The sequence below is a fragment of the Pseudomonas sp. NFACC42-2 genome, from assembly GCF_900116055.1.
In the GTDB taxonomy this organism is placed as follows: Bacteria; Pseudomonadota; Gammaproteobacteria; order Pseudomonadales; family Pseudomonadaceae; genus Aquipseudomonas; species Aquipseudomonas marginalis.
In genome coordinates this window covers 65,369-90,908 of the sequence record NZ_FOZO01000023.1, presented here as the reverse complement: position 1 = coordinate 90,908, position 25,540 = coordinate 65,369, and the positions used below count along the sequence as shown (strand labels likewise).

The following is a 25,540-nucleotide window of genomic DNA, read 5'->3' as shown; positions in this document are numbered from 1 at the left end:
CGCCTCACCCGCGCCGACCATTCTCAAGACCTGCAGGAACGCTTCGGCCACACCCTGGCCGGCAACCTGCTGATGCAAGACCGCCCCGGCCCCGACATCGTTGCCGGCAACCGCCTGATGATCCAGGGCGACCGTTACTACGACTATGACGCCTTCGGCAACCTGATCCGCGAACGGCGTGGCCGTGGGCACGCGCTGATCACCGAATACCGCTACGACTGCCAGCATCGGCTGATCGGCATCACCCAACCCAACGGCCAAACCGCCAGTTACCGCTACGACCCGTTTGGGCGGCGCATCAGCAAAACCGTGGACGGCATAACCACGGAGTTTTTCTGGCAAGGCGACAGGCTGATTGCCGAACACCATGCGGATCGCCATCGCAGCTATCTCTACGAACCCGATAGTTTTACGCCACTCGCCCTGCTGGAAGGATTCGGCCCAAAAGATACCAAGCCCTACCACTACCAACTCGACCACCTCGGCACGCCACAGGAACTCACCTCTCCAGACGGCGACATCGTGTGGTCCGCCCACTACCGCGCCTACGGCCATATCAGCCGACTCGACAAAGGCACAATCGACAACCCGCTGCGTTTCCAGGGTCAGTACTTCGATCAGGAAAGCGGACTGCACTACAACCGCCATCGCTACTACAATCCAGATATTGGGTGTTACCTGACTCCGGATCCGGTGAAGTTGGCGGGTGGGATCAACGCGTACCAGTACGTGCCTAACCCTACGGGTTGGGTAGATCCACTCGGACTGAATGCCCGTTGCACCGGCGTAGTAAAGAAAAATCCAACCTGCGCAATACCTGTTGAACCTCACGCACCTTATGTATCTCGTAAAGGAGCATTCCGCGAAGCAAAAAGAGACGCCAATATACCGACATCGCAACAACCCGATGTATTTATCGACGCGGGTTCTGGCGCAAAAAAACAATACAACACTGTGAAAATGTCAGATATAAATGAAAAAACAATTTTAGACAATTCTGGAAAACCGATTAAGACGAGGGTCTACCAATATACGAGAGCCGATGGTTCCAAAATACTAATACAAGACCATTCAGCAGGGCATAATTTCGGTGCTCAAAACGGAGCAGGCGATCAAGGCTCTCACTTCAACCTACCCCCAATTGATACACCGCGAACCGGCAAAGTCCCGGGAACAAAAGACCACTACCCATTTAAGGATAAAAAATGAAGCATTGGAATGATCTTGAAGGAACCATATTTTTTAATAAATTGTTCAGTCGTCCAATTGAAATTCGCGAGATTTATATACACTCTCTGACGATAGAAAACGACCAACCCTCTCTCAGCATTGGTTTTGACATACCAGACTTTCCAGATTTTTTACCTCCAAAATGGGAGGACAAAGGATACAACACATGCAGGATTGGACTAACCTGTAACGCAATAAGTAACCTGCAGATAACCAATCTTCCTCGCCGGGAAATTTTCATTGCGAAAATAACGCGAGAAAACGAGCACTTTATTTTCAACGCAAAATCAGAAAATGCCTCTATTGAATTTAAATCAAAGTGGCTGTCTATGGCTGGGCCGTCAGTTTATATAAATTGTCCTGAACCAGGAGATCATAGCTGGCCAGCATAAGTTTTGTAGAATAGATGGGAGAAAGGGTTAGATGATTTACATAACAGAAACTATGAGCGCTATAGCCAACCCCAATTCGCCCACCCGCCCACCCCCACCTAAACTCTCTCCATATTATTTCAACGGACAGAGGGTTCACCATCATGGGCAAACGTCATCCCAATCTCCCCGCCTGGCAATGGCGTAACTACCCGCAAAACCATCAGCACCCGACCAACCTGGCGTTGCACCTGATTGCCGTGCCGCTGTTTATCATCGGGTTTCTGTTGATTGTGTCCGGTGTGTTCAGCCTGAGCCTGGCCAGTTTCGCCATTGGCGTAGTCGGCATCCTCGCTGGCCTGGCGTTGCAGCGTCATGGCCATAGCCTGGAAGCCGAGGCCGGTGAGCCGTTCAGTGATCGTAAAGACGCAGTACAGCGCCTGGTGGTCGAGCAGTTCCTGACATTCCCGCGCTTTGTGTTGAGCGGTGGCTGGTGGCGTGCCTGGCGGCTGCGCCACCGTCACTGACGATCAGGCGAAGACCACCACGGTCTGGCGGCTGAGGGCGATCAACGCACCGGTTGGGCTCCACAGCGCGGCGGCGGCGTGACCGTAGCCGTCGCGCGCATGTTCGATGCTGACGTAGTACTGGCACCAGTCCAGGGTCGTCAATTCCTGCAACGGTTGGATGAATTCGATGGTCCAGGTCAGGGTGCTGCCCGGAGCGGGCTTTTTCAGGTGCGGCAGTAACGCCGGTGGCCAGGCGTCGACCAGGGCGAGGATATGCGCTTCGGTCAGCGGTTCCTCCTTCACATCCCCGCGCAAGCGAACCCAACCGCCCATCTCGCGGGATTTATTCCCGGTAAACGGCAAACCGCCAACGCTCCAACGCATCGCCAGGTGGCGCATGAATTCAGGCGTGACACCTTTGATATAGGGCAGTTCCTGGCATTCATCCCAGTGCTTGAACGTCGGCGGCGGTTCGCTCGCCACATCGATTTCCGACTCGCGGGATGCGCCAAAACTTGCCTGTACCAGGGTCGCGACCTCACCGTTCTGCACAACACGGCCGAGCAGCTGGCTGACCGCCTTGCCTTCACGCAACACTTCGACTTGATAGCTGGCAGGGACATCGGGCGCGACCGGGCCAACGAAGGTGATCGCGAGCGAGCGCAATGGGCGGTCCGTCGGCACCTCGGCGCGCAAGGCTTCGTATTGCAACGCAGCAACCAGGCCACCGAACGTGGCACGGCCCTGGGCCCATTCAGCGGGAATGGTGACATCCAGCGGGTTGCTTCGGGCAGCGTCGAGCAAATCACTAAAGCGCATGGCGACCTCACATCAAAAGAAACAGATGGGCGATCTTAACCAGCGCGCAGCCAAGGTACAGCGCTTATTCCGGCCAAAAGCCGGACCGATTTAGAAACAATCCGCGCTGAGTTTGTCCAGCACGCGATCCGCCTGCCCTTCGGCCTTGGCCATGGTGCGATGCCAAATCGCAACACAGGGCTGCAGATCGGCTTGATGTTCGGCCTGGGCCAACCATTGCCAGCAGTCATGCCAATCACCCAGTGCCGCTTGGGCTTTCTTCAGGCGTGGCAGGGCATTGGCGGACAACTTATCCAGTTGGGGGTAAGCCTCGGCAGCATAGCGCACACGCTTGATCAACAAGCGCAGACGGTGGCGATCATGGTCTGGGTCTTTCAGCGCCTGATCGAGTTTCTGCCATTGCTTGGCCAGGCGCTTCTCGATGCGCGGTCGCAAACCCCTGAGCAATTTCTGGTGCTCCGAGGCGCGGATAAAGCGCGGGAATGCATCAAGGATCAGCAGCAGATGGGCAACTTCCGGGCCTTGCGCCACCTGGCGATAGGCGTCGGGTTGCAGGCGCAGGCGTCGATCTGCGGCCTCGTGATAACCATGCTGATGCAAATACGCCGCCAGCACCTCTCGGTCGCGCAGCGGCGTCGTCAACTGGCCGACCGTACCGGCGGCCAATTCAAGCTGTTCTACACCCGGCAGCCCGCGCAAAGGACGTAACAGGCTGCGCAGGCGGCGCACGGTGGTGCGCAGATCGTGCAGGGCTTCATCATCGGTGACGGCAGCGAGGCGAGCCTGGCAACTCAGTAACCCTACTTCCAGGCCAATGACCTGAGCGACTAACTGATCGACCAAAGCTGACATCCTGCCCTCACTCTCAGATGAAAAATCCCACTCTGCGCTGCACGTTAACGCCCGGCGCGCGACTCACGAATATAGAACCGAGCTTTTTCGGCCTTGTTGGAGCAGCCTTCAAACGCCTCGAATTGCTGCTGGGTCTTGGCGCCAGTCAACAACGACAAGGCCTTGGAGTAGCTGACGGTGCCGGCAAAACCTTCGGCCTTGGCCAGGTCGAGCTCTTTCCAGGCGGCATCCAATTGCGAGCCACAGCTGTCGCGGTATGCGGTTTTCCCGGCACAACCCGCCAGGGCCAACATGATCACAGGCACACACATCCAGGCTTTCATCGATGACACCTCAAAATAAAGAAAACAGTCGTACGCTGTAGACGTTGCCTACAAGAAAAAGTGCCTTGTCCTTAGCCTGAAATCGGTAGTACCTATTGCCAGAGCATACCCGAGCCTGGGCGCTATTCTTGAAAAATATTGCCAGGCGCAACCAAGATTGAAGCGGCCCCCAAAATAGGCGCATTGTGGGCCCCCGTTTATGAAGGACATCGACCATGAAGAAACGTGTTGCCTTGGTGTTGGGATCCGGCGGGGCCCGGGGCTACGCCCATATCGGGGTGATCGAGGAAATCGAACGGCGCGGTTACGAGATCGCCTGTATCGCCGGTTGCTCCATGGGGGCCGTGGTGGGTGGGATCTACGCCGCGGGCAAACTGGACGAATATCGAAACTGGATTGAAAGCCTCGACTACCTCGACGTGCTGCGCCTGGTGGACGTGAGTTTCCGCCTTGGGGCGATTCGTGGCGAAAAGGTCTTCGGGCAAATCCGCAAGATCGTCGGCGAGATCACTATCGAAGAGCTGCGCATCCCCTACACCGCCGTCGCCACCGACCTGACCAACCAGCAGGAAATCTGGTTCCAGGAAGGCTGCCTGCACCAGGCCATGCGTGCCTCGGCGGCGATTCCCAGCCTGTTCACCCCGGTGATGCAAGGCAACCGCATGCTGGTGGACGGCGGCCTGCTCAACCCGCTGCCGATCGTGCCGGTGGTGTCGAGCCATTGTGACTTGATCATCGCGGTCAACCTCAACGCCACCAACCAGAAACACTACCAATTGCCGGTGATCCAGCGCCCGCCGGCGTTCAAGAGTCGCTTCAACAGCCTGGCGAAATCACTGGGTTCGCACCTGCCGTTTCGCCGCAAGCAGGCCGAGCAGTTGATGAAACTTGAGCAGGAAGCCTTGCAGGCCCAGGCGGCCGAGATCAATCCGTGGCTGGAGTCGGCCGAACCCGAATCCCAGCAACCCGCCGCCGCACCGGAAAAGCCGGGGGCGCCGAAGTCGGCCACCGGTTCATTCATCATCGATAACGTCGGGCCGGCGTCATTGCTGGATCTGATCAACCAGAGTTTCGAGGTGATGCAGACCTCGCTGGCGCAATACAAGATCGCCGGCTACCCGCCGGATGTGCTGATCAACGTGCCGAAGCGGGTGTGCCGGTTTTTCGAGTTCTACAAGGCGCCGGAGTTGATCGCACTTGGGCGGGAAATTGCCAGTGATACCCTGGATCGCTATGAGAGTGAGCAGCGCTGAGACAGCTGTGTCGCTAGAGCCGTGGTGAGCGGGCTTGCCCCGCGTTGGGCTGCGCAGCGGCCCCACTCAATGAGGAACGCGCAGTGTCAGGTACTCCTTTGGGCCTGGTTTTGGGGCTGCTACGCAGCCCAGCGCGGGGCAAGCCCGCTCACCACAGAACCCACAAAACCCACAGAACCCACAAAACCCACAGAACCCACAGAACCCACAGAACCCACAGAACCCACAGAACCACAGAGAGGCTGACAGATCGCCTCAGGCGCTCAACAACCGATACCCCACTCCCGCCTCGGTCACGATAAACCTCGGCTGGGTCGGATCATCCGCCAGCTTCTGGCGCAGATGCCCCACCACAATCCGCAGGTAGTGACTGTCGTCGGTGTGGGTCGGGCCCCAGATGTCCTTGAGCAGTTGCTGTTGGGTGATCACCCGTCCCGGATGCCGCGCCAGTTGTGCCAGCACCGCGTATTCCTTGCGGGTCAGTGCCACCTCGGAGCCGTCCAGCAGCACGCGGCGATAGGCCAGGTCCACCGTCAACGGGCCAAACTGCAACGCCGCTTCCTGGGTCTCGCCCACCGGCGCCTGGCGCAACAAGGCGCGCACGCGGGCCAGGAACTCCTGGATGCCGAAGGGCTTGGTGACATAATCATTGGCGCCACCGTCTAGGGCTTCGACCTTCTGTCCTTCGCTGGCCCGCACCGACAGCACCAGTACCGGCACCGTCGACCACTCACGAAACTCGCGCAACACCTGCTGGCCGTCCATGTCCGGCAGGCCCAGGTCGAGCACCAGCAAGTCGGGCTTGCTCAACGCCGCCTGGGCCAGGCCTTCGTTGCCGGTGCCGGCCTCGATCACTTTGTAACCTTGGGAGGCCAGGCTGATGCGCAGAAATTTGCGGATCTGCGGTTCGTCATCAATGACTAAAATCGTCGCGGTCTGGCTCATGGTGTCCAATCAAAATCCGTAGAGAAAACAGGGTAGCTCACGCCTCGCCTTCCAGGCCAGGCTGTGTCGGCAACGGCAGGAACAGCGTGATGCAGGTACCGCGCCCCTCAATGCCATCGGCCACGCTGATATGCCCACCATGGGCGCCGACCATGCCCTGGCAGATCGCCAGGCCGAGGCCGGTGCCCTGCCCGCCTCGATCACCGCGCGCGGCGGTGTAGAACATGTCGAAGATCTTCGCCCGCTCATCCTCAGGAATACCGGGCCCCTCATCCGCCACGGCAAAAAACAATCGGTTATCCGAGACGCCGGCGCTCAGTTGCAATCGACCGTGGGGCGGTGAAAAGCGCGCGGCATTTTCCAATACATTGACCAGTGCCTGTTCGATCAACGCGGCATGGACATAGAGCAGCGGCAACTCCGCCGGCACATCGGTGCTCACCTGCAGCGGCGCCAGCACCGCGCGCAAACGCCCGAGCGCACTGCCGACAATATCGCCGGGCGACACCCAGTCCCGCGCCAGCTTCAGCGCGCCATGGCCCAGTCGCGTCATGTCCAGCAGGTTCTGGATATAGCGGTCCAGGCGCTCGGCCTCATCGCGGGTGCCTTCGAGCAGCTCGCGACGATCCGCCAGGGGGATGGCTTCGCCGAGCGCCAGCAGGCTGTCGATACTGCCGCGCATGGAGGTCAACGGTGTGCGCAAATCGTGGGACACCGACGCCAGCAAAGCGCTGCGCAGTTGCTCGGTTTCGCCATGCAAACGGGCGGATTCCAGCTCCTGGGCCAACTGCGCCCGCGCCAGGGCCTGGGCCAGGGGCTGGCTCAAGGCGGTCAGCAAGCGACGGCGTTGACCGCTCAATTCCAGGCCCGGCTTGGCACTGACGCCGAGCAACCCGAGCGGACCTTCCTCGCCCGACAACGGCCACCACCACCAGCGCCCGAACGGCAGGGTGCCGGTGCCCATACCTGCCGGCTGGTCATGCTGCCAGGCCCAATCGGCCGCAGCACGCTCGGCTTCGGTGAAGGTCAGCGGGCCGCCGGTCTCGACCTTCCAGCCACCCTGGCCGTCGCGATTGACCAGGCACAGATCCAGGTCGCTCCAGCCTTCCAGATGGTGGGCGGCGGCACTGATCACCGCCTGGCGGTCGGTGGCGGCGGTGAGTTTGCGCGACAGGTCGAGCAGTTCGCCGGTTTCTTCCTGGGTGTCGCGCAATGCCTGCAACTGCCGGCGCTGGCGCGCAGCAAGGTTGCCGGTGAGCGCCGCCATCAGCAGGAAGAACAACAGCGTCAGAACGTCCTCTTCGCGCTGGATGGCGAAGGAAAAATTCGGCGGGATAAACAGGAAGTCATAGGTCAGGAACGACAACGCCGCACACACCAGGGACGGCCCCAGGCTGCTGCGCACCGCCACCAGCAGTACGGCAGCGAGAAACACCAGCGAGATATTCGGCAACGGCAATACGCTGGACACGGCCCAGGCCACAGCGGCGGCGACGAGGGTCGCAACCACGGCCAAGGCATAATCGAACCACACCAGGCCTCGGACATCCGGCAGGCGTGGGGCTGCGGGCACATCGTCGCTGTCGAGGACGTTGATTTCCAAGCCCCGGGCATTACGCAACAACCGCGCCGCCAAACCGCCACCGAACAGGCGACGCCGCCAACGCATTCGCGACTGCCCCACCAACAGCAGGCTGGCACGGCGTTCGGCGGCATGCTGGATCAAAGTCTTGGCCACCTCCCCCGCCCGCAGCAGCACCACTTCGCCGCCAAGACGCTCGGCCAGTTGCTGGGCGTTTTGCAGGCGCAGGCGAGCCTGCTCATCCCGCGCACGGCCGTTGTCGATATGCACCAGGCTCCACGGCAAATGCCGACGCTGGGCGACGCGACTGGCATGGCGCACCAGGCGTTCGGCCTGCGCATCGCCATCCACGCCCACCAACAAACGCCCACGCACCGCCGGCGCCGCCTGGCCGAGCTGGCGATAACCCTGGGCCAAATCGTCGTCGACATGGGCGGCGGCGGTCTGCATCGCCAGCTCGCGCAGGGCCATCAGGTTGGTCTGGGTAAAGAACGCATCGATGGCGGCGCGGGCCTGCTCCGGCACATACACCTTGCCGTCGCGCAGACGCTCGAGCAGTTCGCGGGACGGCAGGTCGATCAGCAGCAGTTCGTCGGCCTCCTGCAACACCCAATCCGGCAAGGTTTCGCGGACCTGCACACCGGTGATGCCGCGGACCTGGTCATTCAGGCTTTCCAGGTGCTGGACGTTGACCGTGGTAAACACGTTGATGCCAGCGGCGAGCAGTTCCTGAATGTCTTGCCAGCGCTTTTCATGGCGGCTGCCGGGGGCGTTGCTGTGGGCCAGTTCGTCCACCAGCACCAGCTTGGGCTTGGCGGCGAGCAGGCCGTCGAGGTCCATTTCTTCGAGCATCACGCCACGGTATTCGCTGCGCAACAACGGTTGTTGCGGCAGGCCGCTGAGCAAGGCTTCGGTCTCGGCTCGGCCGTGGGTTTCAACCACGCCGGCGATCAGTTTGACGCCCTGGCGCAGTTGGGTGTGGGCAGCCTGGAGCATGGCGTAGGTCTTGCCCACACCTGGCGCGGCGCCGAGGAAAACTTTGAGCCGGCCACGGCCGTCCCGGGGTAGATCGGCTAGCAGGGCATCGGCGCGGCCGGAGTCGCTCATGCTGGGGTTTCCTTCAATTGTTCAGACCCAGAGAAAATCCAATGTGGGAGGGGGCAAGCCTCCTCCCACAGGGTTCAGAGTTTTTCCAGGGCCATGTTCAGCGCCAGCACATTCACCACCGGCGGCCCCACCAGCGGGCTTTCGATATGTTCATCCATCAATCGTTGCAGGGTCGATACCGGCACATTTCGCGCGGCAGCCACCCGTGCCAGTTGATAGGCAATCGCCTGGGGTGGCAAGTGTGGATCAAGACCGCTGCCGGAGGTAGTCAGCGACACCAAAGGCACCGGGCCCTGGCCGGGCACCAACTGTTTGTTCGCGTCATCGAACACGCGGGTGGCCAAGGCCGGGTTGCTGGGGGCGAGGTTACTGGCGCTGCTGGAAACCGTCGCAAAGGCCCCCGCCGAAGGGCGCGGATGGAACCAGCTGTCACCGGTAAAGTCCTGGGCGATCAGGCTGGAGCCACGCACCTTGCCGCTGGCATCGCGCACCAGGCTGCCGTTGGCCTGGTCCGGGAAAGCGACTTGGGCGACACCGGTCACCACCAGTGGGTAGGCCACGCCGGTGATCAGGGTCATGAGCACCAGCAGGCTCAGGGCCGGACGGATTATGTTGGACATTTCAAATTCCTCAATTCGGTCTTTGCAACCTGTGGGCACCGGGGTGGTGCCCACAGGCATCGGGTCACACCAGGTGCAGCGCGGTCAGCAGCATGTCGATCGCCTTGATGCCCACGAACGGCACCAGCAACCCGCCCAGGCCATAGATCAGCAGGTTGCGCCGCAGCAACGCCGCCGCACTCGCGGCCTGCACACGCACACCGCGCAGCGCCAGGGGAATCAGCACCACGATGATCAGCGCGTTGAACACGATGGCCGAGAGAATCGCGCTCTGGGGGCTCTGCAAGTGCATCACGTTGAGCACGCCCAACTGCGGGTAGATCGAGGCGAACAACGCCGGCAGGATCGCGAAGTACTTGGCCACGTCGTTTGCGATGGAAAAGGTGGTCAACGCGCCACGGGTCACCAGCAACTCTTTGCCGATCTGCACCACGTCCAGCAGCTTGGTGGGGTCGCTGTCGAGGTCGACCATATTGGCCGCCTCGCGGGCGGCCTGGGTGCCGTCGTTCATCGCCATGCCGACGTCCGCCTGGGCCAGTGCCGGGGCGTCGTTGGCGCCATCGCCACACATCGCCACCAGGCGGCCGTCGTTTTGCTCGTGACGGATGCGCGCGAGTTTTTTCTCCGGGGTCGCTTCGGCCAGCACGTCATCCACACCGGCTTCGGCAGCGATCGCAGCGGCCGTCAGCGGGTTGTCACCGGTGACCATCACGGTGCGAATCCCCAGCTTGCGCAGCTCGGCGAAACGTTCGCGGATACCGGGCTTGACCACGTCCTTGAGGTGGATCGCACCGAGCAATTTGCCGTCGGCACACACCAGCAAGGGCGTGCCACCGCTCTGGGCGATCCTGTCGATTTCCCGCGCCAATGCCGGTTGCAGGTCGCCGCGTGGCTGGCCGATAAACGCCAGCAACGAATCCACTGCGCCTTTGCGGAACACGCGGCCCTGGTAGTCGACACCGGACAAGCGGGTCTCGGCGCTGAACGGTACCGCGATCAGCTCATCCAGGGATGGCTCGGCCTGCGGGTGCAGAGCCCGCAGGTATTCGACGATGGATTTGCCTTCTGCCGTGTCATCGGCCAAAGAGGCAAACAACGCACCTTCGGCCACTTCCTTGCCACTGACGCCAGGCGCCGCAACTACCGCCGCGCACCGACGGTTACCGAAGGTGATGGTGCCGGTCTTGTCCAGCAGCAACACGTGCACGTCACCGGCCGCTTCCACGGCACGGCCGGACTTGGCGATCACATTCAGGCGCACCAGACGGTCCATACCGGCAATACCGATGGCCGACAACAAGCCACCGATGGTGGTAGGAATCAGCGTCACCAGCAGTGCGACCAAAAACACCAGGGGCAAGCTGCCATTGGCGAAGTGGGCGAAGGGCTGCAAGGTCACGACCACCAGCAGGAAGATCAGGGTCAGGCCGATCAGCAGGATATCCAGCGCGACTTCGTTGGGGGTTTTCTGACGCTTGGCGCCTTCGACCAGGGCGATCATGCGGTCCAGGGTGGACTCGCCGGGGTTGGCGGTGATGCGGATCAGCAGCCAGTCCGAGACCAGCCGCGTGTTGCCGGTGACGGCCGAGCGATCGCCGCCGGACTCACGGATCACCGGCGCGGACTCACCGGTGATCGCCGCTTCGTTGACCGCTGCGATGCCTTCGACGACCTCGCCATCGCCGGGGATCATTTCCCCGGCGGCCACACGCACCACATCACCTTTACGCAGACTGGTGGCCGGCACGACCTTGAAGCTGCCATCGGCTTCCTTACGCCGCGCGCTCAGGCCTTCGCTGCCGGCCTTGAGGCTGTCGGCACGGGCCTTGCCGCGTCCTTCGGCCAAGGCTTCGGCGAAGTTGGCGAACAGCACGGTGAACCACAGCCACACGGCGATTTGCACGGCCACATACGTCGGTACGGCGGTGTCGGGCACAAAGCACAGCACGGTGGTGAGAATGGCGGTCAGCTCGACCACCAGCATCACCGGCGAGCGTTGCAGCTGGCGCGGGTCCAGCTTGACGAACGCCTGGACCAGCGCCGGGCGCCACAGGGCCGAGACAGCGGTTTTGGCGGGCTCCTGGGTGTTGACCGGGGCCGCGTTTTTTGCAGGCATATTCATGTTCATATCCCCTTTTTAGAAGCCCATGCTCAAGTGTTCAGCGATGGGCCCCAGCGCCAGCGTCGGCAGGAAAGTCAGGCCGCCCACCAGCAAAATAGTCACGGTCAACAGGGTCACGAACAGCGGACCATGGGTCGGGAAGCTGTTCTGGCCAATCGGTGCGGTCTTCTTCATAGCCAGGCTGCCGGCCAGAGCCAGTACCGGGAGGATGTAGCCGAAGCGGCCGATCAACATGCCCAGGCCCAGCATCAGGTTGTGAAACGGCGTGTTGGCACTGAAACCACCGAACGCCGAGCCGTTGTTGGCGCTGGCCGAGGTGTAGGCGTACAGCAACTGGCTGAAACCGTGAGGGCCAGGGTTGCTGATCGCGCCGGCAGGGCCGGGCAGGCTCGCGGCGATGGCACCCAGTACCAGCACACCCACCGGCATCACCAACAGGGTCACGACCAGCAACTGCACTTCCTTGGCCTGGAGTTTCTTGCCCAGGTATTCCGGGGTGCGGCCGATCATCAGGCCGGCCAGGAACACCGCGATCAACACGTTGAGCAACATGCCGTACATGCCGGCGCCGACGCCGCCGAAGATCACTTCGCCGACCATCATGTTGACCAGCGCCACCATCCCACTGAGGGGGTTGAGGCTGTCTTGCATGCCGTTGACCGAACCGTTGGACGCCGCGGTGGTGGTCACCGACCACAACACGGTGCCGGTGGTACCGAAGCGCGCCTCCTTGCCTTCCAGCGGTGCGGTCTGCTCGACGGCCGGGTTATTCAAGCTCGGGTTGGGCTGGTATTCGGACCACAGGGAAGTGGCGCCGCCGATCAGGAACAGCGCCAGCATGCAGCCAAGGATCGCGCGGCTCTGGCGCAGGTCTTTCACGTAGTGGCCGAAGGTGAATACCAACGCCACCGGGATCAGGATGATCGAAGCCACTTCGAACAGGTTGGCCCAGGCGGTCGGGTCTTCAAACGGGTGCGCCGAGTTGACGCCGAAGAAGCCGCCGCCGTTGGTGCCCAGTTGCTTGATCGCAATCTGGCTGGCTGCCGGGCCCAGGGGGATCACTTGATCCACGCCTTGCAGGGTCACGGCATCCACATAGTGCGCGAAGGTTTGCGGCACGCCCTGCCATACCAGGAACAGCGCCAGCACCAGGCACAACGGCAGCAGACCGTAGAGCGTGGCGCGGGTCATGTCGACCCAGAAGTTACCCAGGGTCCTGGCGGATTTGCGCCCGATCCCACGGCACAGCGCGACCAGGACGGCCAGGCCGGTGGCCGCACTGACGAAGTTCTGCACGGTCAGGCCAGCCATCTGGCTGAGGTAGCTCAGGGACGCCTCACCGCTGTAGGACTGCCAGTTGGTGTTGGTCATGAAACTGACCGCGGTATTGAAGGCCAGGGTCCATTCCTGGCCCGGCAATTTCTGCGGGTTCAGTGGGAGATAGTCCTGGAGCAGCAGGATCGCGAACAACAGCAAAAAACCCGCGAGGTTGAACGCGAGCAAGGCCAGCATGTATTTCTGCCAGCTTTGTTCCTGATGTTCATCCACCCCCGACAGGCGATAACAGGCTTTTTCGACAGGCCCCAGCACCGGGCTCAGCCACGTGCGCTGGCCTTCCATCACCTTGTAGTAGAACCGCCCCAGGAACGGCGCCGGCACCAGTACCACGGCAAAGAAGGCAATGATCAGCCAATAGTCATAACTGTGCATGGCCAGCTCCTAGTTCCGATCCGCGCGTAACAGCGCAACCAGCAGATAAATGAACAGCGCCACGGCCAATAGCAGTGACACCCCGTCCAGAACGCTCATGGAAGTCTCTCCGTTTAGCGGCGAGTGCCGCGTGTGGGGCAATTGTCCGCAGGAGTGGCGTAAAGGAACGAGAGCGACGGGCTGTGCGAGGCGTAAAGATGGCGTAAAGAGTGGGTTTATGCGGGGTTTACACGGGGGTATTCGGCGTCTGGGCGGGCGCTATCGGGAGCAAGTCCCCTCCCACACTTGACCGCGTTGTCATGCCGAGCGCCAGTCAACCTGTGGCAGGGGGCTTGCTCCCGATAGCGCCGGCACCGTCACCGCCGCACCTAACTGGTGCGACGCCGGCAAATTTCAAACGCCAAACCATCCCCCACACGACAGTTGCGCCGCTTTACGACAATGATTCTCAGGCTGGCATGGCCGCTGCAACACCTTGAATCATTCCAAACCGTTCAGGGAGCGCAGCACAATGAACACACAACTCAAACCCACCTTGGGCACCCTGCATTTATGGGGCATTGCCGTCGGGCTGGTGATTTCCGGGGAATACTTCGGCTGGAGCTACGGCTGGGGCGTGGCCGGGACCTTGGGCTTCCTGGTGACCTCGCTGATGGTCGCCGCGATGTACACCTGCTTTATCTTCAGTTTCACCGAGCTGACTACCGCCATTCCTCACGCAGGCGGGCCGTTTGCCTACAGTCGTCGCGCCTTTGGGGAGAAAGGCGGCTTGATCGCAGGCCTCGCCACCCTGATCGAATTCGTCTTCGCCCCGCCTGCCATCGCCCTGGCGATCGGCGCGTATCTGAATGTGCAGTTCCCGGCCCTGGACCCCAAGCATGCGGCCGTCGGTGCCTACATCGTGTTCATGGGGCTGAATATTCTCGGCGTAAAACTCGCCGCGACCTTCGAGCTGGTGGTGTGCGTGCTCGCCGTCGCCGAGCTGCTGGTGTTCATGGGTGTGGTCGCGCCCGCGTTCAGCTTCAGCAACTTTGCCCTGAACGGTTGGGCCGGTTCCGATACCTTCGGCGCCCCGGCGATTGCCGGGATGTTTGCGGCAATTCCGTTTGCCATCTGGTTCTTCCTGGCCATCGAAGGCGCAGCCATGGCGGCCGAGGAAGCGAAAGATCCGAAGCGCACCATTCCAAAGGCCTACATCAGCGGCATCCTGACCCTGGTGATCCTGGCCATGGGCGTGATGTTCTTCGCCGGCGGCGTGGGCGACTGGCGCACCCTGTCGAACATCAACGATCCACTGCCGCAGGCGATGAAAACCGTGGTGGGCGACAACTCCGGCTGGCTGCACATGCTGGTCTGGATCGGCCTGTTCGGCCTGGTGGCGAGCTTCCACGGCATTATCCTGGGCTACTCGCGCCAGTTCTTCGCCCTGGCCCGCGCCGGTTACCTGCCCTCCTTCCTCGCCAAATTGTCGCGCTTTCAGACACCACACCGGGCAATCATCGCCGGTGGCGTGGTCGGCATCGCCGCCATCTATAGCGATGGCCTGATCAACCTGGGCGGCATGACATTGACTGCGGCGATGATCACCATGGCGGTGTTCGGTGCCATTGTGATGTACATCATGAGCATGCTCAGCCTGTTCAAACTGCGTAAGACCGAGCCGCTGCTGGAACGTACCTTCCGCGCGCCGGGTTATCCGATCGTGCCCGGCATTGCGCTGGCGCTGGCCGTGGTGTGCCTGGTAGCCATGGCGTGGTTCAACACGCTGATCGGGCTGATCTTCCTCGGCTTTATGGCGGTGGGTTTCATCTACTTCCAGATGACCGCACAGGATCGTGCCGATGCGCCGGCAGACGCAATGTTGACCGGGCTCTAAGGTTTCGAGGCAGAACGGGCCTACACTGAACTACTCAGAAAGCCCGTCACTCAAAGTAGTTATTGCCGTGGGAAAATTCTCCGACGGTAATCTGCCTCAAGGAGAGTCTTATGCCGTGGTATGCGTGGTTGATTATGGTGGTTGCGATCGGGTCGATCGTCGGAGGGCTGATGATGCTGCGTGACAGCGCCAACAAGGTGGAACTCACCGACGAACAACGCAAACGCGTGGCCGAACGCAACGCCCAGGCGGACGCCAAGGACGCGCAGGACCGCTAGGACCGCTTACTCCCAATCCGCCTTGGCAATCTGCAACCCGTGCTGCCCTTTATAGGCAGCACGCTCCGGCTGGCTCCAGCCGTCCAGCAACTCGTCCTCCAGCCGATAGATCTCAACCCCCAACGGACGGCACACCGTCAGCGGGTCCTGCGCATCCGGCCCCCACATCGGCAGCGACAAATCCCCACCCGGGCACGTCGACAGCGCGCAGAGCAAATCAATCTCGGCAAAGAACTCCAGGTAATCGCCCTTATGCGCCGGGCAGGCTTTCATGAAATACATGTCGTCGTGATTGAGGCCCGTGCACTGGAAAATATTCAGCACGTCATGCACGTCGAATTCCGTCAGCCCGTGGGGTAATACCGCGCGAGTCAGGTTGGAGTGGCAATGGTGATGGAAGTCCTCGCCGGTGAGCATGCGGTTCACATAGGGATCGCAACGTGTCCCCAGCAAATCATGCAGACGCCCTCCATGCTCATCGATGCCGTAACTGGCCAGGCTGTCATCGGTGATGGTCACCAGTGGCCTTAGAAACGGCAGATTCGACCATAGCCGGTCATGAGTGCTCACATGCGTCCCCTGCAACTGACGGGTACGTGCAGCCCAAAGACGTTCGCGGGGGTCATTGGCGTTCCACACATTGAAGTCCCCCACCTGCGGGCCCACGGGCGTGGTGACACGAAACACATGCCCGGCGGGCACCTTCCACGCCCTGCCCGTGCGAATCGGTACCTCGAACTGCTCGATCAAGCCGCGCTGATCTTTTCGGTCACGAATGCGCTCGTAAAATGCCGCGTCGACCTGCAACGCCGAACCCTTGCTGACCTGATAAGCGGCCGGATAGTCTTTGTACATGATGCAGATCCTCGATCAGGGGTGGGTAAACAGGGCCAAGGACAGGCGTTCCGAATCATCCAGGTACAGGCTCATCGCCTCCCCTGCCGCCGGTTTGTCCTGCTCGACCAGCCATTGATAAATCTCACGGTCACGCTCCAGCCAGGGCGACTGGAAACGTTGCTCATCAGGGGCAGCGCAAAACACCAGGCGCAGTTGGGCGATGACCTGGGCAAAAAACTCATCGAACAACGGGCTGCCCATCAACCCGACGATGTGCTGATGGAACAGCAAACTGTGGGTGGCCACTGCACGCCAATCCTCGCGCTCACGGGCCAGGGTGGTGGCGTCAATGGCGTTTTGCAGGCGTACGGATTGCTCGTGCGTCAAGGCATCGGTTCCGGCGATGGCCTGCAACTCCAGGGTACGGCGGACTACAAACAGGTCGCGGACTTCCTCCTGCTCTAACCGCCGCACCATGACGCCCTTGTTGCGCACATAACGGGTCAACCCCTCCTGCCCCAGACAGTGCAAGGCTTCGCGAATCGTATTGCGCGACGCACTGTAGGTCTTGACCAGATCCACCTCGACCAATGCCATGCCAGGCAATAACCGCCCCGCAATAATGTCGGCACGCAGCTCCAGGGCAATCTGGTCGGCTAAAGACAAACTGAGCGTCATGACCACCTCACGATTGTTGAACAATCTTCCGTCTAGATGTAATCACATTTCATGCCAACGCCCTGCATGCCGACGAGTGTGTAAAAAAGATCAAGTTGGTTAAAATGCCCGCCTGTAACCGAGGCTGCCCCATGCGTTATTCACAAAACCACAAAACCCAAACCCACCAACGCATCATCAAGGAAGCCTCTGCACGCTTTCGCCGCGACGGAGTAGACGCCACCGGCCTGCAGCCACTGATGAAAGTGTTGAACCTGACCCATGGCGGCTTTTACGCGCATTTCAAATCCAAGGACGAACTGGTGGAGACAGCCCTGCAGGCGGCCGCCGCAGACCTGGACGCCCATTGCGACATGCTGTTCAGCCAGGAGCAGCCGCTGGGCGCGTTTATCGACAGTTACCTGTCGGAATGGCACCTGACCTTCCCGGACCAGGGCTGCCCGCTGCCAACGATGTGTTCAGAACTGGGGCTCCGAGGCCAGCCCAGTGCGACTACAGACCAGGTACTCAACGCAAGGCTCAAGCAAATAGAAACGGCATTGGGAGATGAGCGTTGCGATGCAGAGAGCCTGGTGATGATGTCGACACTGGTGGGTGCATTGGTACTGGCCAGGAGTGTTGAAGACCCTCAATTGGCAAGACAGATCATGGCCGTGGTGCGCGAACGCCTGAAAACGCAGAACCCGGAGGGCAAAAAGGCCGATCAATGACCGGCCTCCTGGATGAATCAGTTGATGGCCAGCCTATCGCGATTCTTCTCCAGCAGCGCCTTGCCAATCCCCTTCACTTCCAACAACTCATCCACCGCCGTGAACGGACCATTGCTTTCGCGATAGGCGATGATCGCCTGGGCTTTGGCCGCGCCGATACCGAACAAATCGCGCCGCAGGGTCTCGGCATCGGCGGTGTTCAGGTTGACCTTGGTGGACTGCTCGACCTTGGTCATCAGGGCGGTGATAGGGGTTGGAGCTTCGGGTTTGATGGACGGGGCTGCGGTGGTGGTGACTGAAAGGGTCGTGAGGAAGGCGAAGATTAGGGAGGTGAGGTAGGTGTTTTGCATTGGTGACGCTCCATGACATTGATGAGGGAAAAGCAGCTTTTCCGAGGCTGCTTTTCAAACTTAGGTGATGTTGGAGATTCGTCAAAAATGCTTGAGTAACAGAGTGTTAAATCATGGTTCCAAGCGTCGTTGCTGGTAGATCCAGTCGACAAGTTCGCCGGGGCGCAGGCCGGTGAATTCGATGGCGATGTCGCCGTGGGGATTTTTGTCGGAGTGAACTCTTAGGCCGGAGAGGTGGATCATTTTTTCGGCGAGCTCAATGATTTCCACAAGATCGCGCATATCAAGCACGAACACATCACCGCCCTGCCCCATCGAACCGGTTTGGACAACCAACTGTGCGGCTTCGGGAATGGTCATGAAGTAGCGGGTGATTTTGGGGTGAGTGACCGTCAACGGCCCTCCGAATTTGATCTGCTTGTGGAATAGCGGAATGACCGAACCGGAGGAGCCAAATACACTGCCGACGCGAACCATGGTGGTGAAGCGCTTTTTGTTAACGCGGGAGATGTTGAACCTATCGTCTACTTTTTTCACCCGCCTACCGGCCAGCTCCACGAATCTGGGAACACTCTGCACGTGTAGCGGGGCCCCCTCCAAGAAGGTGAGGGTTTCCCGGCGGAGACGTCGGTTGAAGGGAGTAATCTCCAGCAGGATTTCTTGCGTGCCTGTAGCGTCCCAACAAGGGCGCCGCAAAAAAACCGTAAACACTCCTGTATTTTATGATTGCGCGATCAGATACCGCCTTAATTGGTGTCAGCCTTTTCCAGTTCGCCTGCATGAAACTTGAGCGCCAGTGCAACCAATGGCACATAAGCAATCACCACACCCACAGCGCCGTCCAATCCTAGCATGACCACGCACATTGCAACCGGCAACAACCAGAACAGGTTTAGACCTGCAACAGCAAGCGTTACTGGTAAATGGCTGCCGTAGCGCCGAGAGGCAAATTGATATGCGTGACTACGATGAGCCTGGTATACCTTGTCGCCCCGCACGAGACGGCGGATCAACGTAAAGGTGGCGTCTACGATGAATACACCCAACAGAATCAACCACGCCCATAGCAACTGAGAGGATGCCCAAGCAGCCTGGATTGAAAAAATACCCAGGACGATTCCGATGAATCCACTGCCGGAGTCCCCCATGAATATACGAGCAGGTAGCAGGTTCCAACATAGAAAGCCTGTTACTGCCATTGCCAGTATTAGCGGCAGTAAGACTAAGCCCGGCTTACCGCTCAACGCGTATAGCAGGCACATACCCAAGCAGGCGCAAATGGCTTCCACGCTGGCAATTCCGTCAATTCCGTCCATGAAATTGTATAAATTCAGCATCCAGACCAAATAGAAAACAGCAACCCCCTTCCCAGCCCAACCTAAGTTTACCGTTACTCCAAAGAGCACTAGCTCTGGCAGACCACCCAGCCAGTATAGCGCCCACCCCGAGGCCGTAAAGTGACCCAATAGACGCCACCGGGCGGCGATATGCCTAAGGTCGTCCATGAAGCCAATTATCGCGATCAACGCACCCGCTCCTCCAGTTGCAATCAAGGTCTGAAATGAAACCGCCTGAGTCCATCCGAGCAAAGACAACGCTAAAAGGAAGGAGACCGCAATAGCTACCCCTCCCCCCCTGGGTGTGGGTACGGAGTGGGAACTACGGGCAATGGGAATATCAATGATGCTGTTAGCAACAGCGTACCGCCTCAGCAACGCGGTCAACAGATGCGACAAAAGAGCAATAACGACACCCAGCCACCAATAAGTCATTGTTTTTTATCTCTAAGGTACTGCGTTGCTGCTTACTTTAGTCCGTCTCATACTGACACCGCGGCGTTTTTCAAGGTAGTTGTCGCGTCACCGCCTAACTATGCCGCTCTTTTCTCGACCTGCTCATCCCGATCCGGGTTCAACAGCACCGTGCCCATAGGCAACCAGTTTCGTGTCTCTCCAGACCAATGTTCCGGGCTTTTCTCCCGGGCTTGCTCGTACAGTTCATGCCGTCGAGCAAGGATCTGATGATCCACACCGCGATGACGATCTGCCGGCGTGACGAACCGGATCCGGCTATTCCGGTGCTCGTGGTTATACCAGTGCTTAAAATCCCTCATCCAGCCCTCTCGGTATCCAGGCTGGCGAAACCAGCTTTAGGCCATTGTGAATCGCCCCGGATTCTTTAGACACCTTGCAAGCTCATTTGGACTGCCGCACCACCCAGAGCATGAGGACATGATGGAGTGGCATGGGGTACCTTTGATCCAGCGGTTTTTGAATGGGAGCGCGTCACTCAATAGTTGAAGATGATTAAGGTCTGAGTTTCAAGGCGGTGTAACTCGGACGGTTAAGGTTACGCTTTAGCGACACAGATACCGAACAAGTCACGACGCAAGGTTTCGGCGTCGGTGGGATTCAAGTTGACCTTGGCGAATTGCTCGGCCGGGGCCATGTGGGCCCTGATAGCGGCCGGGGCTTCGGATTTGATGGGCGAGGCTGCGGTGGTGGTGACGGAGAGGGTGGTGAGGAAGGCGAAGATTAGAGAGGTAAGGTAGGTGTTTTGCATTGGTGGCGCTCCATGACATCGTTAAGAGAAAAGCAGCTTTTCCGAAGCTGCTTTTCAAACTTAGGTGATGCTGGAGATTCGTCAAAAATGCTTGAGTAGCAGAGTGCTAAATCATGGCTCCAAACGACGCTGCTGGTAGATCCAGTCGACGATTTCACCGTCAGGGCAATAGCCGCTGACGGTGTCGCGCAGGAGTTGGCGGACGCGGGTGTAGTCGTCTTGCTCCACGGCCGTCAGCAATTCAGTTAGCTTACTCTTGAGAACTTCCCAAGAGAGATGGTCCTCGTTAGCACTCATGATCATGGGGTGCTGGGTGGCGACTACGTTGTCACCAATCAGTAACTCTTCGTAAAGCTTTTCGCCGGGGCGTAAGCCGGTGAATTCAATGGCGATGTCGCCATGGGGATTTTTGTCGGAGCGAACGCTAAGGCCGGAAAGATGGATCATTTTTTCGGCAAGCTCAATGATCTTCACCGGTTCGCCCATATCAAGCACAAACACATCACCACCCAATCCCATTGAACCCGCTTGGATAACCAACTGTGCGGCTTCGGGAATGGTCATGAAGTAGCGAGTGATTTTGGGGTGGGTAACGGTTAAAGGCCCACCGGACTTGATCTGCTTGTGAAACAACGGAATTACAGAGCCAGACGAGCCCAACACATTGCCGAAGCGAACCATGGTGAAACGTGTTTTATTAACCCTTGATATATTCGACCTCTCACCGAACAGCACTGGAGCCAGTTCATTACTAAGCGCTTGTAACGTCAACTCTGCAAGCCTTTTGGTGCTACCCATGACATTAGTTGGGCGTACAGCTTTATCTGTGGAGATTAGGACAAAGTTAGCAACTCCCGACTGAAGCGCAGCTTGAGCGGTGTTTAGTGTACCGATGACATTGTTCAAAACGCCTTCAGCGATATTATGTTCGACCATAGGTACATGCTTATAGGCGGCAGCATGATAAACCGTATCTGTACGCCAAGTCCTCATCACGTCCAAAAGTTTGCCAGGATTACGTACGGAACCGAGAATCGGCAGGAGCTTGACGGGTAGAGACTCACGGGTAATTCGCTGCTCGAGCTCGGAAAGAATGCTGTAGAGATTGAACTCACTGTGATCGTACAGAATTAATATCGTAGGTCGAAGCACTAGGATCTGTCGGCAAAGCTCAGAACCAATTGAACCACCCGCTCCTGTGACCAGTACGCTTTGTCCCTTAATACAACGCTCCAGCAATTCGCCTTGGGCGGGAACGGCATCACGGCCAAGCAGGTCCGCGATATCAACCTCTTGAATGTCATCAACCTTGACTCGGCCGCTCGCCAAATCCATAAAGCCCGGCACGCTGCGCACATGAAGAGGGAACCCCTCAAGGAAACTGAGAATTTCACGGCGGCGACCGCGATTCGAAGATGGGATGGCTAATAGTATTTCCTGAGCGCCGGTTGCCTCGATCATCAATTGGATATGCTTGGGTTTGTAAACCTGCAATCCAGAAATTACCCGGTCAGTGATGCTCGAATCGTCATCGATGAACGCGACTGGCCGCATCACACGGCCCATGCGAAGAGCCGCAACCAATTGATTACCAGCCGAACCAGCACCGTAGATGGCTACGCGTGGCAAGCCATCGTCGCGGTTGGCGAAAGGCACGTGCTGGGACGCTGAAAACCAATCCCCTAAAAAGTATTGCCGCATGGCTAACCTAAGCCCGCCAACCATAATCATGCTCAGCCACCAATAGTTAAAGATGATGGAGCGTGGCACTACGTGCTGATGATTACTGTACCAGTAGACAAAAAAGCCCAGCACCAGCGAAGACAAGCTGACAGCCTTGATAATGGCAATCAATGCATCGTTGCCAAAATAGCGCATAACTGCGCGGTACATTCCAAATCGGATAAAAAGAGGGATGGCCACAACCGGAGCCGCTAAAAACAGCCAAAAATGAAAAATCAAAGGATTAATCATTTCATCCATGCCCAATCTGACGGCAAAGGCCAGCCACAACGCGACCCACACAACAACGACGTCAGTAGCTACCTGGATGAGCCGTTTTGTGCGCCTGGGAAGGCCCAGAAGCAGTCCTCTCAATTTTTCCATACCCCTTCCATCCACTCAAACAGCTCCTGATATATTCGCGCTAAGGATCATTCTATGTTTCCTTACGGATCCTCGCTCAAAAATCTTCTTCAGGATTCGAGCATAATAGTTTTGAGTCACTAGCTTCCAAGCTCATCAGCCAAGAAAAACAACGAAAAACAACGAAAAACAACGAAAAACAACGAAAACAGGGAAACAGGGAAACAGGAAAACACAAAACGTGATAGCGGTTCAAATGGCAACGCGTCATAACGGCCCCTATAATCGAAAGATGTCTTTAAAAAATTCTCAAGGCAACTCGAAAAGTAATGTGTTCACTATACAATTCACTGTAAAAACTAAAAACGGCACACAAATTAACAATATAGACTCTGATCATACGAGCCTAGAGCTATCGCTAAAACAATCCGCCACAGAGGTAACATATCATTAAAGCGAGCCACTCTCTAATTCGCTATATCAAAGTAGCTTGCTGCATAACGGCCACTAGCACCTCACAAGTTAATTCTATTTCTTGCGTTGTCAACGTTGGATGCACCAAAAACATTAAACTTGTCTCACCTAAATATTTGGCATTGGCAAGACGATTGACAGGACGCCACCCTGTATTATCAAATGCTTTTTCAAGATAAACCTCCGAACAGGATCCTGAAAATGCTGGCACCCCCCTGGCAACGATTTCATCGAGAACTCGATCTCGAGACCAATCACTTTTTAGTTGATCCGGACGAACAAACACATAGCACTTATATGCAGCGTGTTTAATAGTATTTGGAATAACAGGAACGCGCAGCGCAGGCAATTGCCGAGCGACGTCCCAGATGCGCGTGGCATTTTGAATGCGAGATACTTGCCACTCTTTCATGCGTCGCAACTGAATGCGGCCTATAACAGCTTGAACCTCAAGCATCCGCCAATTTGTGCCGAAGCGTTCATGTAACCAACGAAAACCGGGGTTGTGCTGACGCTCATAGACAGCTTCCCAGCTTTTCCCGTGGTCCTTATACGACCACATGTCAGCCCAGAGTTGACGATCATTGGTGGTGACCATTCCGCCCTCACCACCCGTTGTCATAATCTTGTCCTGGCAAAATGACCAAGCCCCCACATGCCCAATCGAACCAACAGAACGCCCTTTGTATGTGGCGCCGTGAGCCTGTGCACAATCTTCAATGACCTTCAGATTCAGTTCATTAGCCAACGACATGATCGGGTCCATGTCACATGGCCAGCCGGCCAAATGGACACAAATCAACGCTTTAGTTCGTGCAGTCACGACCGCCCTGATCGTTTGCGCTACAACGTTTTGCGAGTCGGGGTCGACATCCGCAAATATAGGGGTCGCTCCAGCATTCACAATGCTCGAGACTGACGCTAAAAACGTACGCGAGGTAACAATGACCTCATCCCCCGGACCAACTCCCAGTGCTTTCAACGCTAAATCCAACGCCACCGTACCATTCGCCAGAGCAACCGCATAACGAGTGCCCGTCCACTCAGCGAACTCTGTCTCAAAATGACGCGCCTCCTGACCAGTCCAGTAGTTGACCTTATTAGACAAAATAACATCTTTGGTGGCGTTCGCCTCCTCTTCGGTAAAGGATGGCCAAGGAGAAAACTTAGTATTGAGCACTAGAAACCTCTATTAGAATGCTGGACCCAAACGACTACGCGAGTATCGTTACCATTTAATTACGCAACCAGCCCAAGAATAACCTACGCCGAACCCAATACCAACCACAGTCTTACCACTAGTTAATATGCCTTTCTCTATCGAAACCTTCAATGCAATCGGAATACTGGAAGATACAGTATTACCACAGTGTTCAAACTCAGAGATAAACTTCTCTTCCGGCAGCTTTATTCTCCGACGCAATGAGTCGAGCATAAATTTGTTAGCTTGATGAAAGGCAAAAAGATCGACTTCCTCTATCTTAAACTCATCATCGAACAGCGTTGCAAACATTTGAGGAATTCGAGTCATTGAAAACTCAAATATCGCAGACCCATTCATATAAAGGTTAGCATCTGTACGCGCATTACCGCTATCATCTTGATAAACTGGTGGATTTATATTTAATGCAGAAGGACGACGCGCACCGCCAACAGGGACGATTAGATTCTTAGCACCGGCACCATCAGTTCCATAGCGAAAGCGATCAATATGAGGCGTTCCCACTGTCGATTGTACTAATGTAGCTGCTGCGGCATCTCCAAACAAAGTACGAACACTCTTGTCTGCCGGGTGAATATATTTACTATAAGTCTCAGCCGTAACTAATAGTACGTTCTTAGCCTGCCCGGTCTCGATAAGTCCTTTAGCTAATCCGAGCCCATAAATAAATCCGGAGCACCCTTGATTGAAATCAAAGGCACCACACTGCGTAGATAGTCCCAAGCGATGCTGAAGGATACAAGCAGTAGAGGGCAGCAAGTAATCAGGACTTTGAGTGCACAGGATAATGAAGTCGATCTCAGAGCGCTTAAAATCAACAGCGCTCAAGAGCTTTTCGCAAGCTTGAAATGCGAGATCGGAGGCACACTCATCAACCCCGACGATCTGACGCTTATTTATTCCGGTCTTACCGAAGATTTTGTCTACGTCCCATTCAGGGAACTCACGAGCAAGATCTTCATTCGACAACGTATTGGACGGTAGGACGTACTCAATAGCTGTTATTTTAGCAAATTTATTCATTT

Annotated in this window: 23 protein-coding genes and 3 pseudogenes; 7 read left to right on the top strand and 19 right to left on the bottom strand. The window is 57.7% G+C overall.

Annotation, left to right across the window (positions count from 1 at the left end; translation table 11 throughout):
• The 3 genes from BM416_RS26670 to BM416_RS26660 all read left to right on the top strand — a co-directional run.
• On the top strand, window positions 1-1,209 hold a 1,209-nt coding region (locus BM416_RS26670; RefSeq protein ID WP_175539103.1), incomplete at its 5' end, for an RHS repeat-associated core domain-containing protein.
• On the top strand, window positions 1,206-1,622 hold the full coding sequence (locus BM416_RS26665) for an Imm50 family immunity protein (protein ID WP_092489999.1): 417 nt from the start codon (window positions 1,206-1,208) through the stop codon (window positions 1,620-1,622). The genes BM416_RS26670 and BM416_RS26665, both read left to right, overlap by 4 nt.
• 143 nt (window positions 1,623-1,765) lie before the next feature.
• A complete protein-coding gene (locus BM416_RS26660; RefSeq protein ID WP_027604139.1) occupies window positions 1,766-2,128 on the top strand; it encodes an Mpo1-like protein in 363 nt (120 codons plus the stop codon).
• Between the two features lie 3 nt (window positions 2,129-2,131).
• On the opposite strand, the gene BM416_RS26655 is transcribed toward BM416_RS26660, so the two are convergent.
• From BM416_RS26655 to BM416_RS26645, 3 genes are all read right to left on the bottom strand, one after another.
• Window positions 2,132-2,929, bottom strand: a complete 798-nt coding sequence (locus BM416_RS26655) for an acyl-CoA thioesterase (protein ID WP_092489998.1) — start codon at window positions 2,927-2,929, stop codon at window positions 2,132-2,134.
• Window positions 2,930-3,019: 90 nt separating this feature from the next.
• Window positions 3,020-3,781, bottom strand: a complete 762-nt coding sequence (locus BM416_RS26650) for a CHAD domain-containing protein (RefSeq protein WP_092489997.1) — start codon at window positions 3,779-3,781, stop codon at window positions 3,020-3,022.
• Window positions 3,782-3,825: 44 nt separating this feature from the next.
• Window positions 3,826-4,104, bottom strand: coding sequence for a hypothetical protein (locus tag BM416_RS26645; protein WP_003172685.1), 279 nt, complete (start codon window positions 4,102-4,104; stop codon window positions 3,826-3,828).
• Between the two features lie 215 nt (window positions 4,105-4,319).
• Between BM416_RS26645 and BM416_RS26640 the strand changes: the two genes are divergently transcribed.
• The gene (locus tag BM416_RS26640; RefSeq protein WP_092489996.1) at window positions 4,320-5,357 is read left to right on the top strand and encodes a patatin-like phospholipase family protein; all 1,038 of its coding nucleotides are present in this window, start codon (window positions 4,320-4,322) and stop codon (window positions 5,355-5,357) included.
• Between the two features lie 255 nt (window positions 5,358-5,612).
• On the opposite strand, the gene BM416_RS26630 is transcribed toward BM416_RS26640, so the two are convergent.
• From BM416_RS26630 to kdpF, 6 genes are all read right to left on the bottom strand, one after another.
• Entirely contained in the window at window positions 5,613-6,302 is a 690-nt protein-coding gene (locus tag BM416_RS26630) for a response regulator (RefSeq protein WP_092489994.1), read from the bottom strand.
• 37 nt (window positions 6,303-6,339) lie between these two features.
• Window positions 6,340-8,991, bottom strand: coding sequence for a sensor histidine kinase (locus BM416_RS26625; protein ID WP_092489993.1), 2,652 nt, complete (start codon window positions 8,989-8,991; stop codon window positions 6,340-6,342).
• 74 nt (window positions 8,992-9,065) lie between these two features.
• On the bottom strand, window positions 9,066-9,611 hold the full coding sequence (kdpC, locus tag BM416_RS26620; RefSeq protein WP_092489992.1) for a potassium-transporting ATPase subunit KdpC: 546 nt from the start codon (window positions 9,609-9,611) through the stop codon (window positions 9,066-9,068).
• A gap of 64 nt (window positions 9,612-9,675) precedes the next feature.
• Entirely contained in the window at window positions 9,676-11,733 is a 2,058-nt protein-coding gene (gene kdpB, locus BM416_RS26615; protein WP_371856072.1) for a potassium-transporting ATPase subunit KdpB, read from the bottom strand.
• 15 nt (window positions 11,734-11,748) lie between these two features.
• On the bottom strand, window positions 11,749-13,443 hold the full coding sequence (gene kdpA, locus BM416_RS26610) for a potassium-transporting ATPase subunit KdpA (protein ID WP_092489990.1): 1,695 nt from the start codon (window positions 13,441-13,443) through the stop codon (window positions 11,749-11,751).
• A gap of 9 nt (window positions 13,444-13,452) precedes the next feature.
• Window positions 13,453-13,542, bottom strand: coding sequence for a K(+)-transporting ATPase subunit F (gene kdpF / locus BM416_RS26605; protein WP_003218754.1), 90 nt, complete (start codon window positions 13,540-13,542; stop codon window positions 13,453-13,455).
• A gap of 412 nt (window positions 13,543-13,954) precedes the next feature.
• Here kdpF and eat point away from each other — a divergent pair, with 412 nt between their 5' ends.
• Both eat and BM416_RS26595 read left to right on the top strand, forming a co-directional pair.
• On the top strand, window positions 13,955-15,319 hold the full coding sequence (eat, locus tag BM416_RS26600; RefSeq protein WP_027604147.1) for an ethanolamine permease: 1,365 nt from the start codon (window positions 13,955-13,957) through the stop codon (window positions 15,317-15,319).
• A gap of 110 nt (window positions 15,320-15,429) precedes the next feature.
• Entirely contained in the window at window positions 15,430-15,597 is a 168-nt protein-coding gene (locus tag BM416_RS26595; RefSeq protein WP_003172675.1) for a DUF2897 family protein, read from the top strand.
• 6 nt (window positions 15,598-15,603) lie between these two features.
• On the opposite strand, the gene BM416_RS26590 is transcribed toward BM416_RS26595, so the two are convergent.
• Together BM416_RS26590 and BM416_RS26585 are read right to left on the bottom strand one after the other, a co-directional pair.
• Window positions 15,604-16,452, bottom strand: coding sequence for an urea carboxylase-associated family protein (locus tag BM416_RS26590; RefSeq protein WP_092489989.1), 849 nt, complete (start codon window positions 16,450-16,452; stop codon window positions 15,604-15,606).
• Between the two features lie 15 nt (window positions 16,453-16,467).
• Window positions 16,468-17,112, bottom strand: a complete 645-nt coding sequence (locus BM416_RS26585; protein ID WP_092490000.1) for a GntR family transcriptional regulator — start codon at window positions 17,110-17,112, stop codon at window positions 16,468-16,470.
• Window positions 17,113-17,243: 131 nt separating this feature from the next.
• Between BM416_RS26585 and BM416_RS26580 the strand changes: the two genes are divergently transcribed.
• Window positions 17,244-17,822, top strand: coding sequence for a TetR/AcrR family transcriptional regulator (locus tag BM416_RS26580; RefSeq protein ID WP_092489988.1), 579 nt, complete (start codon window positions 17,244-17,246; stop codon window positions 17,820-17,822).
• A 17-nt stretch (window positions 17,823-17,839) separates the two neighbouring features.
• On the opposite strand, the gene BM416_RS26575 is transcribed toward BM416_RS26580, so the two are convergent.
• The 8 genes and pseudogenes from BM416_RS26575 to BM416_RS26540 form a co-directional block, all read right to left on the bottom strand.
• On the bottom strand, window positions 17,840-18,172 hold the full coding sequence (locus BM416_RS26575; RefSeq protein WP_092489987.1) for a ComEA family DNA-binding protein: 333 nt from the start codon (window positions 18,170-18,172) through the stop codon (window positions 17,840-17,842).
• A gap of 153 nt (window positions 18,173-18,325) precedes the next feature.
• Window positions 18,326-18,676, bottom strand: a pseudogene (locus BM416_RS26570) (polysaccharide biosynthesis protein); the annotation flags it as partial.
• Between the two features lie 242 nt (window positions 18,677-18,918).
• On the bottom strand, window positions 18,919-19,944 hold the full coding sequence (locus BM416_RS26565) for an MraY family glycosyltransferase (RefSeq protein WP_092489986.1): 1,026 nt from the start codon (window positions 19,942-19,944) through the stop codon (window positions 18,919-18,921).
• Window positions 19,945-20,042: 98 nt separating this feature from the next.
• Window positions 20,043-20,332, bottom strand: a pseudogene (locus BM416_RS26560) (IS3 family transposase); the annotation flags it as partial.
• 192 nt (window positions 20,333-20,524) lie between these two features.
• Window positions 20,525-20,734, bottom strand: a pseudogene (locus BM416_RS26555) (competence protein ComEA); the annotation flags it as partial.
• A gap of 111 nt (window positions 20,735-20,845) precedes the next feature.
• Window positions 20,846-22,840 (bottom strand): polysaccharide biosynthesis protein, encoded by a 1,995-nt coding sequence (locus BM416_RS26550; protein WP_092489985.1) that lies wholly within the window; start codon window positions 22,838-22,840, stop codon window positions 20,846-20,848.
• Window positions 22,841-23,294: 454 nt separating this feature from the next.
• Window positions 23,295-24,473 carry a DegT/DnrJ/EryC1/StrS family aminotransferase gene (locus tag BM416_RS26545; protein WP_092489984.1) on the bottom strand — a complete coding sequence of 393 codons (1,179 nt, stop codon included), beginning with the start codon at window positions 24,471-24,473 and terminating at the stop codon, window positions 23,295-23,297.
• A 48-nt stretch (window positions 24,474-24,521) separates the two neighbouring features.
• Window positions 24,522-25,538 (bottom strand): ketoacyl-ACP synthase III, encoded by a 1,017-nt coding sequence (locus tag BM416_RS26540; RefSeq protein ID WP_092489983.1) that lies wholly within the window; start codon window positions 25,536-25,538, stop codon window positions 24,522-24,524.
• Window positions 25,539-25,540 lie beyond the last annotated feature (2 nt).

What these genes read in the sequence shown, in the direction of transcription:
- BM416_RS26540 (WP_092489983.1), bottom strand. Translation starts at nt 25,538, where the DNA reads ATGAATAAATTTGCTAAAATAACAGCTATTGAGTACGTCCTACCGTCC.
- BM416_RS26630 (WP_092489994.1), bottom strand. Translation starts at nt 6,302, where the DNA reads ATGAGCCAGACCGCGACGATTTTAGTCATTGATGACGAACCGCAGATC.
- BM416_RS26565 (WP_092489986.1), bottom strand. Translation starts at nt 19,944, where the DNA reads ATGACTTATTGGTGGCTGGGTGTCGTTATTGCTCTTTTGTCGCATCTG.
- kdpF (WP_003218754.1), bottom strand. Translation starts at nt 13,542, where the DNA reads ATGAGCGTTCTGGACGGGGTGTCACTGCTATTGGCCGTGGCGCTGTTC.
- BM416_RS26640 (WP_092489996.1), top strand. Translation starts at nt 4,320, where the DNA reads ATGAAGAAACGTGTTGCCTTGGTGTTGGGATCCGGCGGGGCCCGGGGC.
- kdpC (WP_092489992.1), bottom strand. Translation starts at nt 9,611, where the DNA reads ATGTCCAACATAATCCGTCCGGCCCTGAGCCTGCTGGTGCTCATGACC.
- BM416_RS26665 (WP_092489999.1), top strand. Translation starts at nt 1,206, where the DNA reads ATGAAGCATTGGAATGATCTTGAAGGAACCATATTTTTTAATAAATTG.
- BM416_RS26625 (WP_092489993.1), bottom strand. Translation starts at nt 8,991, where the DNA reads ATGAGCGACTCCGGCCGCGCCGATGCCCTGCTAGCCGATCTACCCCGG.
- BM416_RS26585 (WP_092490000.1), bottom strand. Translation starts at nt 17,112, where the DNA reads ATGACGCTCAGTTTGTCTTTAGCCGACCAGATTGCCCTGGAGCTGCGT.
- BM416_RS26645 (WP_003172685.1), bottom strand. Translation starts at nt 4,104, where the DNA reads ATGAAAGCCTGGATGTGTGTGCCTGTGATCATGTTGGCCCTGGCGGGT.
- kdpB (WP_371856072.1), bottom strand. Translation starts at nt 11,733, where the DNA reads ATGAATATGCCTGCAAAAAACGCGGCCCCGGTCAACACCCAGGAGCCC.
- BM416_RS26660 (WP_027604139.1), top strand. Translation starts at nt 1,766, where the DNA reads ATGGGCAAACGTCATCCCAATCTCCCCGCCTGGCAATGGCGTAACTAC.
- BM416_RS26655 (WP_092489998.1), bottom strand. Translation starts at nt 2,929, where the DNA reads ATGCGCTTTAGTGATTTGCTCGACGCTGCCCGAAGCAACCCGCTGGAT.
- BM416_RS26550 (WP_092489985.1), bottom strand. Translation starts at nt 22,840, where the DNA reads ATGGAAAAATTGAGAGGACTGCTTCTGGGCCTTCCCAGGCGCACAAAA.
- BM416_RS26590 (WP_092489989.1), bottom strand. Translation starts at nt 16,452, where the DNA reads ATGTACAAAGACTATCCGGCCGCTTATCAGGTCAGCAAGGGTTCGGCG.
- eat (WP_027604147.1), top strand. Translation starts at nt 13,955, where the DNA reads ATGAACACACAACTCAAACCCACCTTGGGCACCCTGCATTTATGGGGC.
- kdpA (WP_092489990.1), bottom strand. Translation starts at nt 13,443, where the DNA reads ATGCACAGTTATGACTATTGGCTGATCATTGCCTTCTTTGCCGTGGTA.
- BM416_RS26580 (WP_092489988.1), top strand. Translation starts at nt 17,244, where the DNA reads ATGCGTTATTCACAAAACCACAAAACCCAAACCCACCAACGCATCATC.
- BM416_RS26650 (WP_092489997.1), bottom strand. Translation starts at nt 3,781, where the DNA reads ATGTCAGCTTTGGTCGATCAGTTAGTCGCTCAGGTCATTGGCCTGGAA.
- BM416_RS26575 (WP_092489987.1), bottom strand. Translation starts at nt 18,172, where the DNA reads ATGCAAAACACCTACCTCACCTCCCTAATCTTCGCCTTCCTCACGACC.
- BM416_RS26595 (WP_003172675.1), top strand. Translation starts at nt 15,430, where the DNA reads ATGCCGTGGTATGCGTGGTTGATTATGGTGGTTGCGATCGGGTCGATC.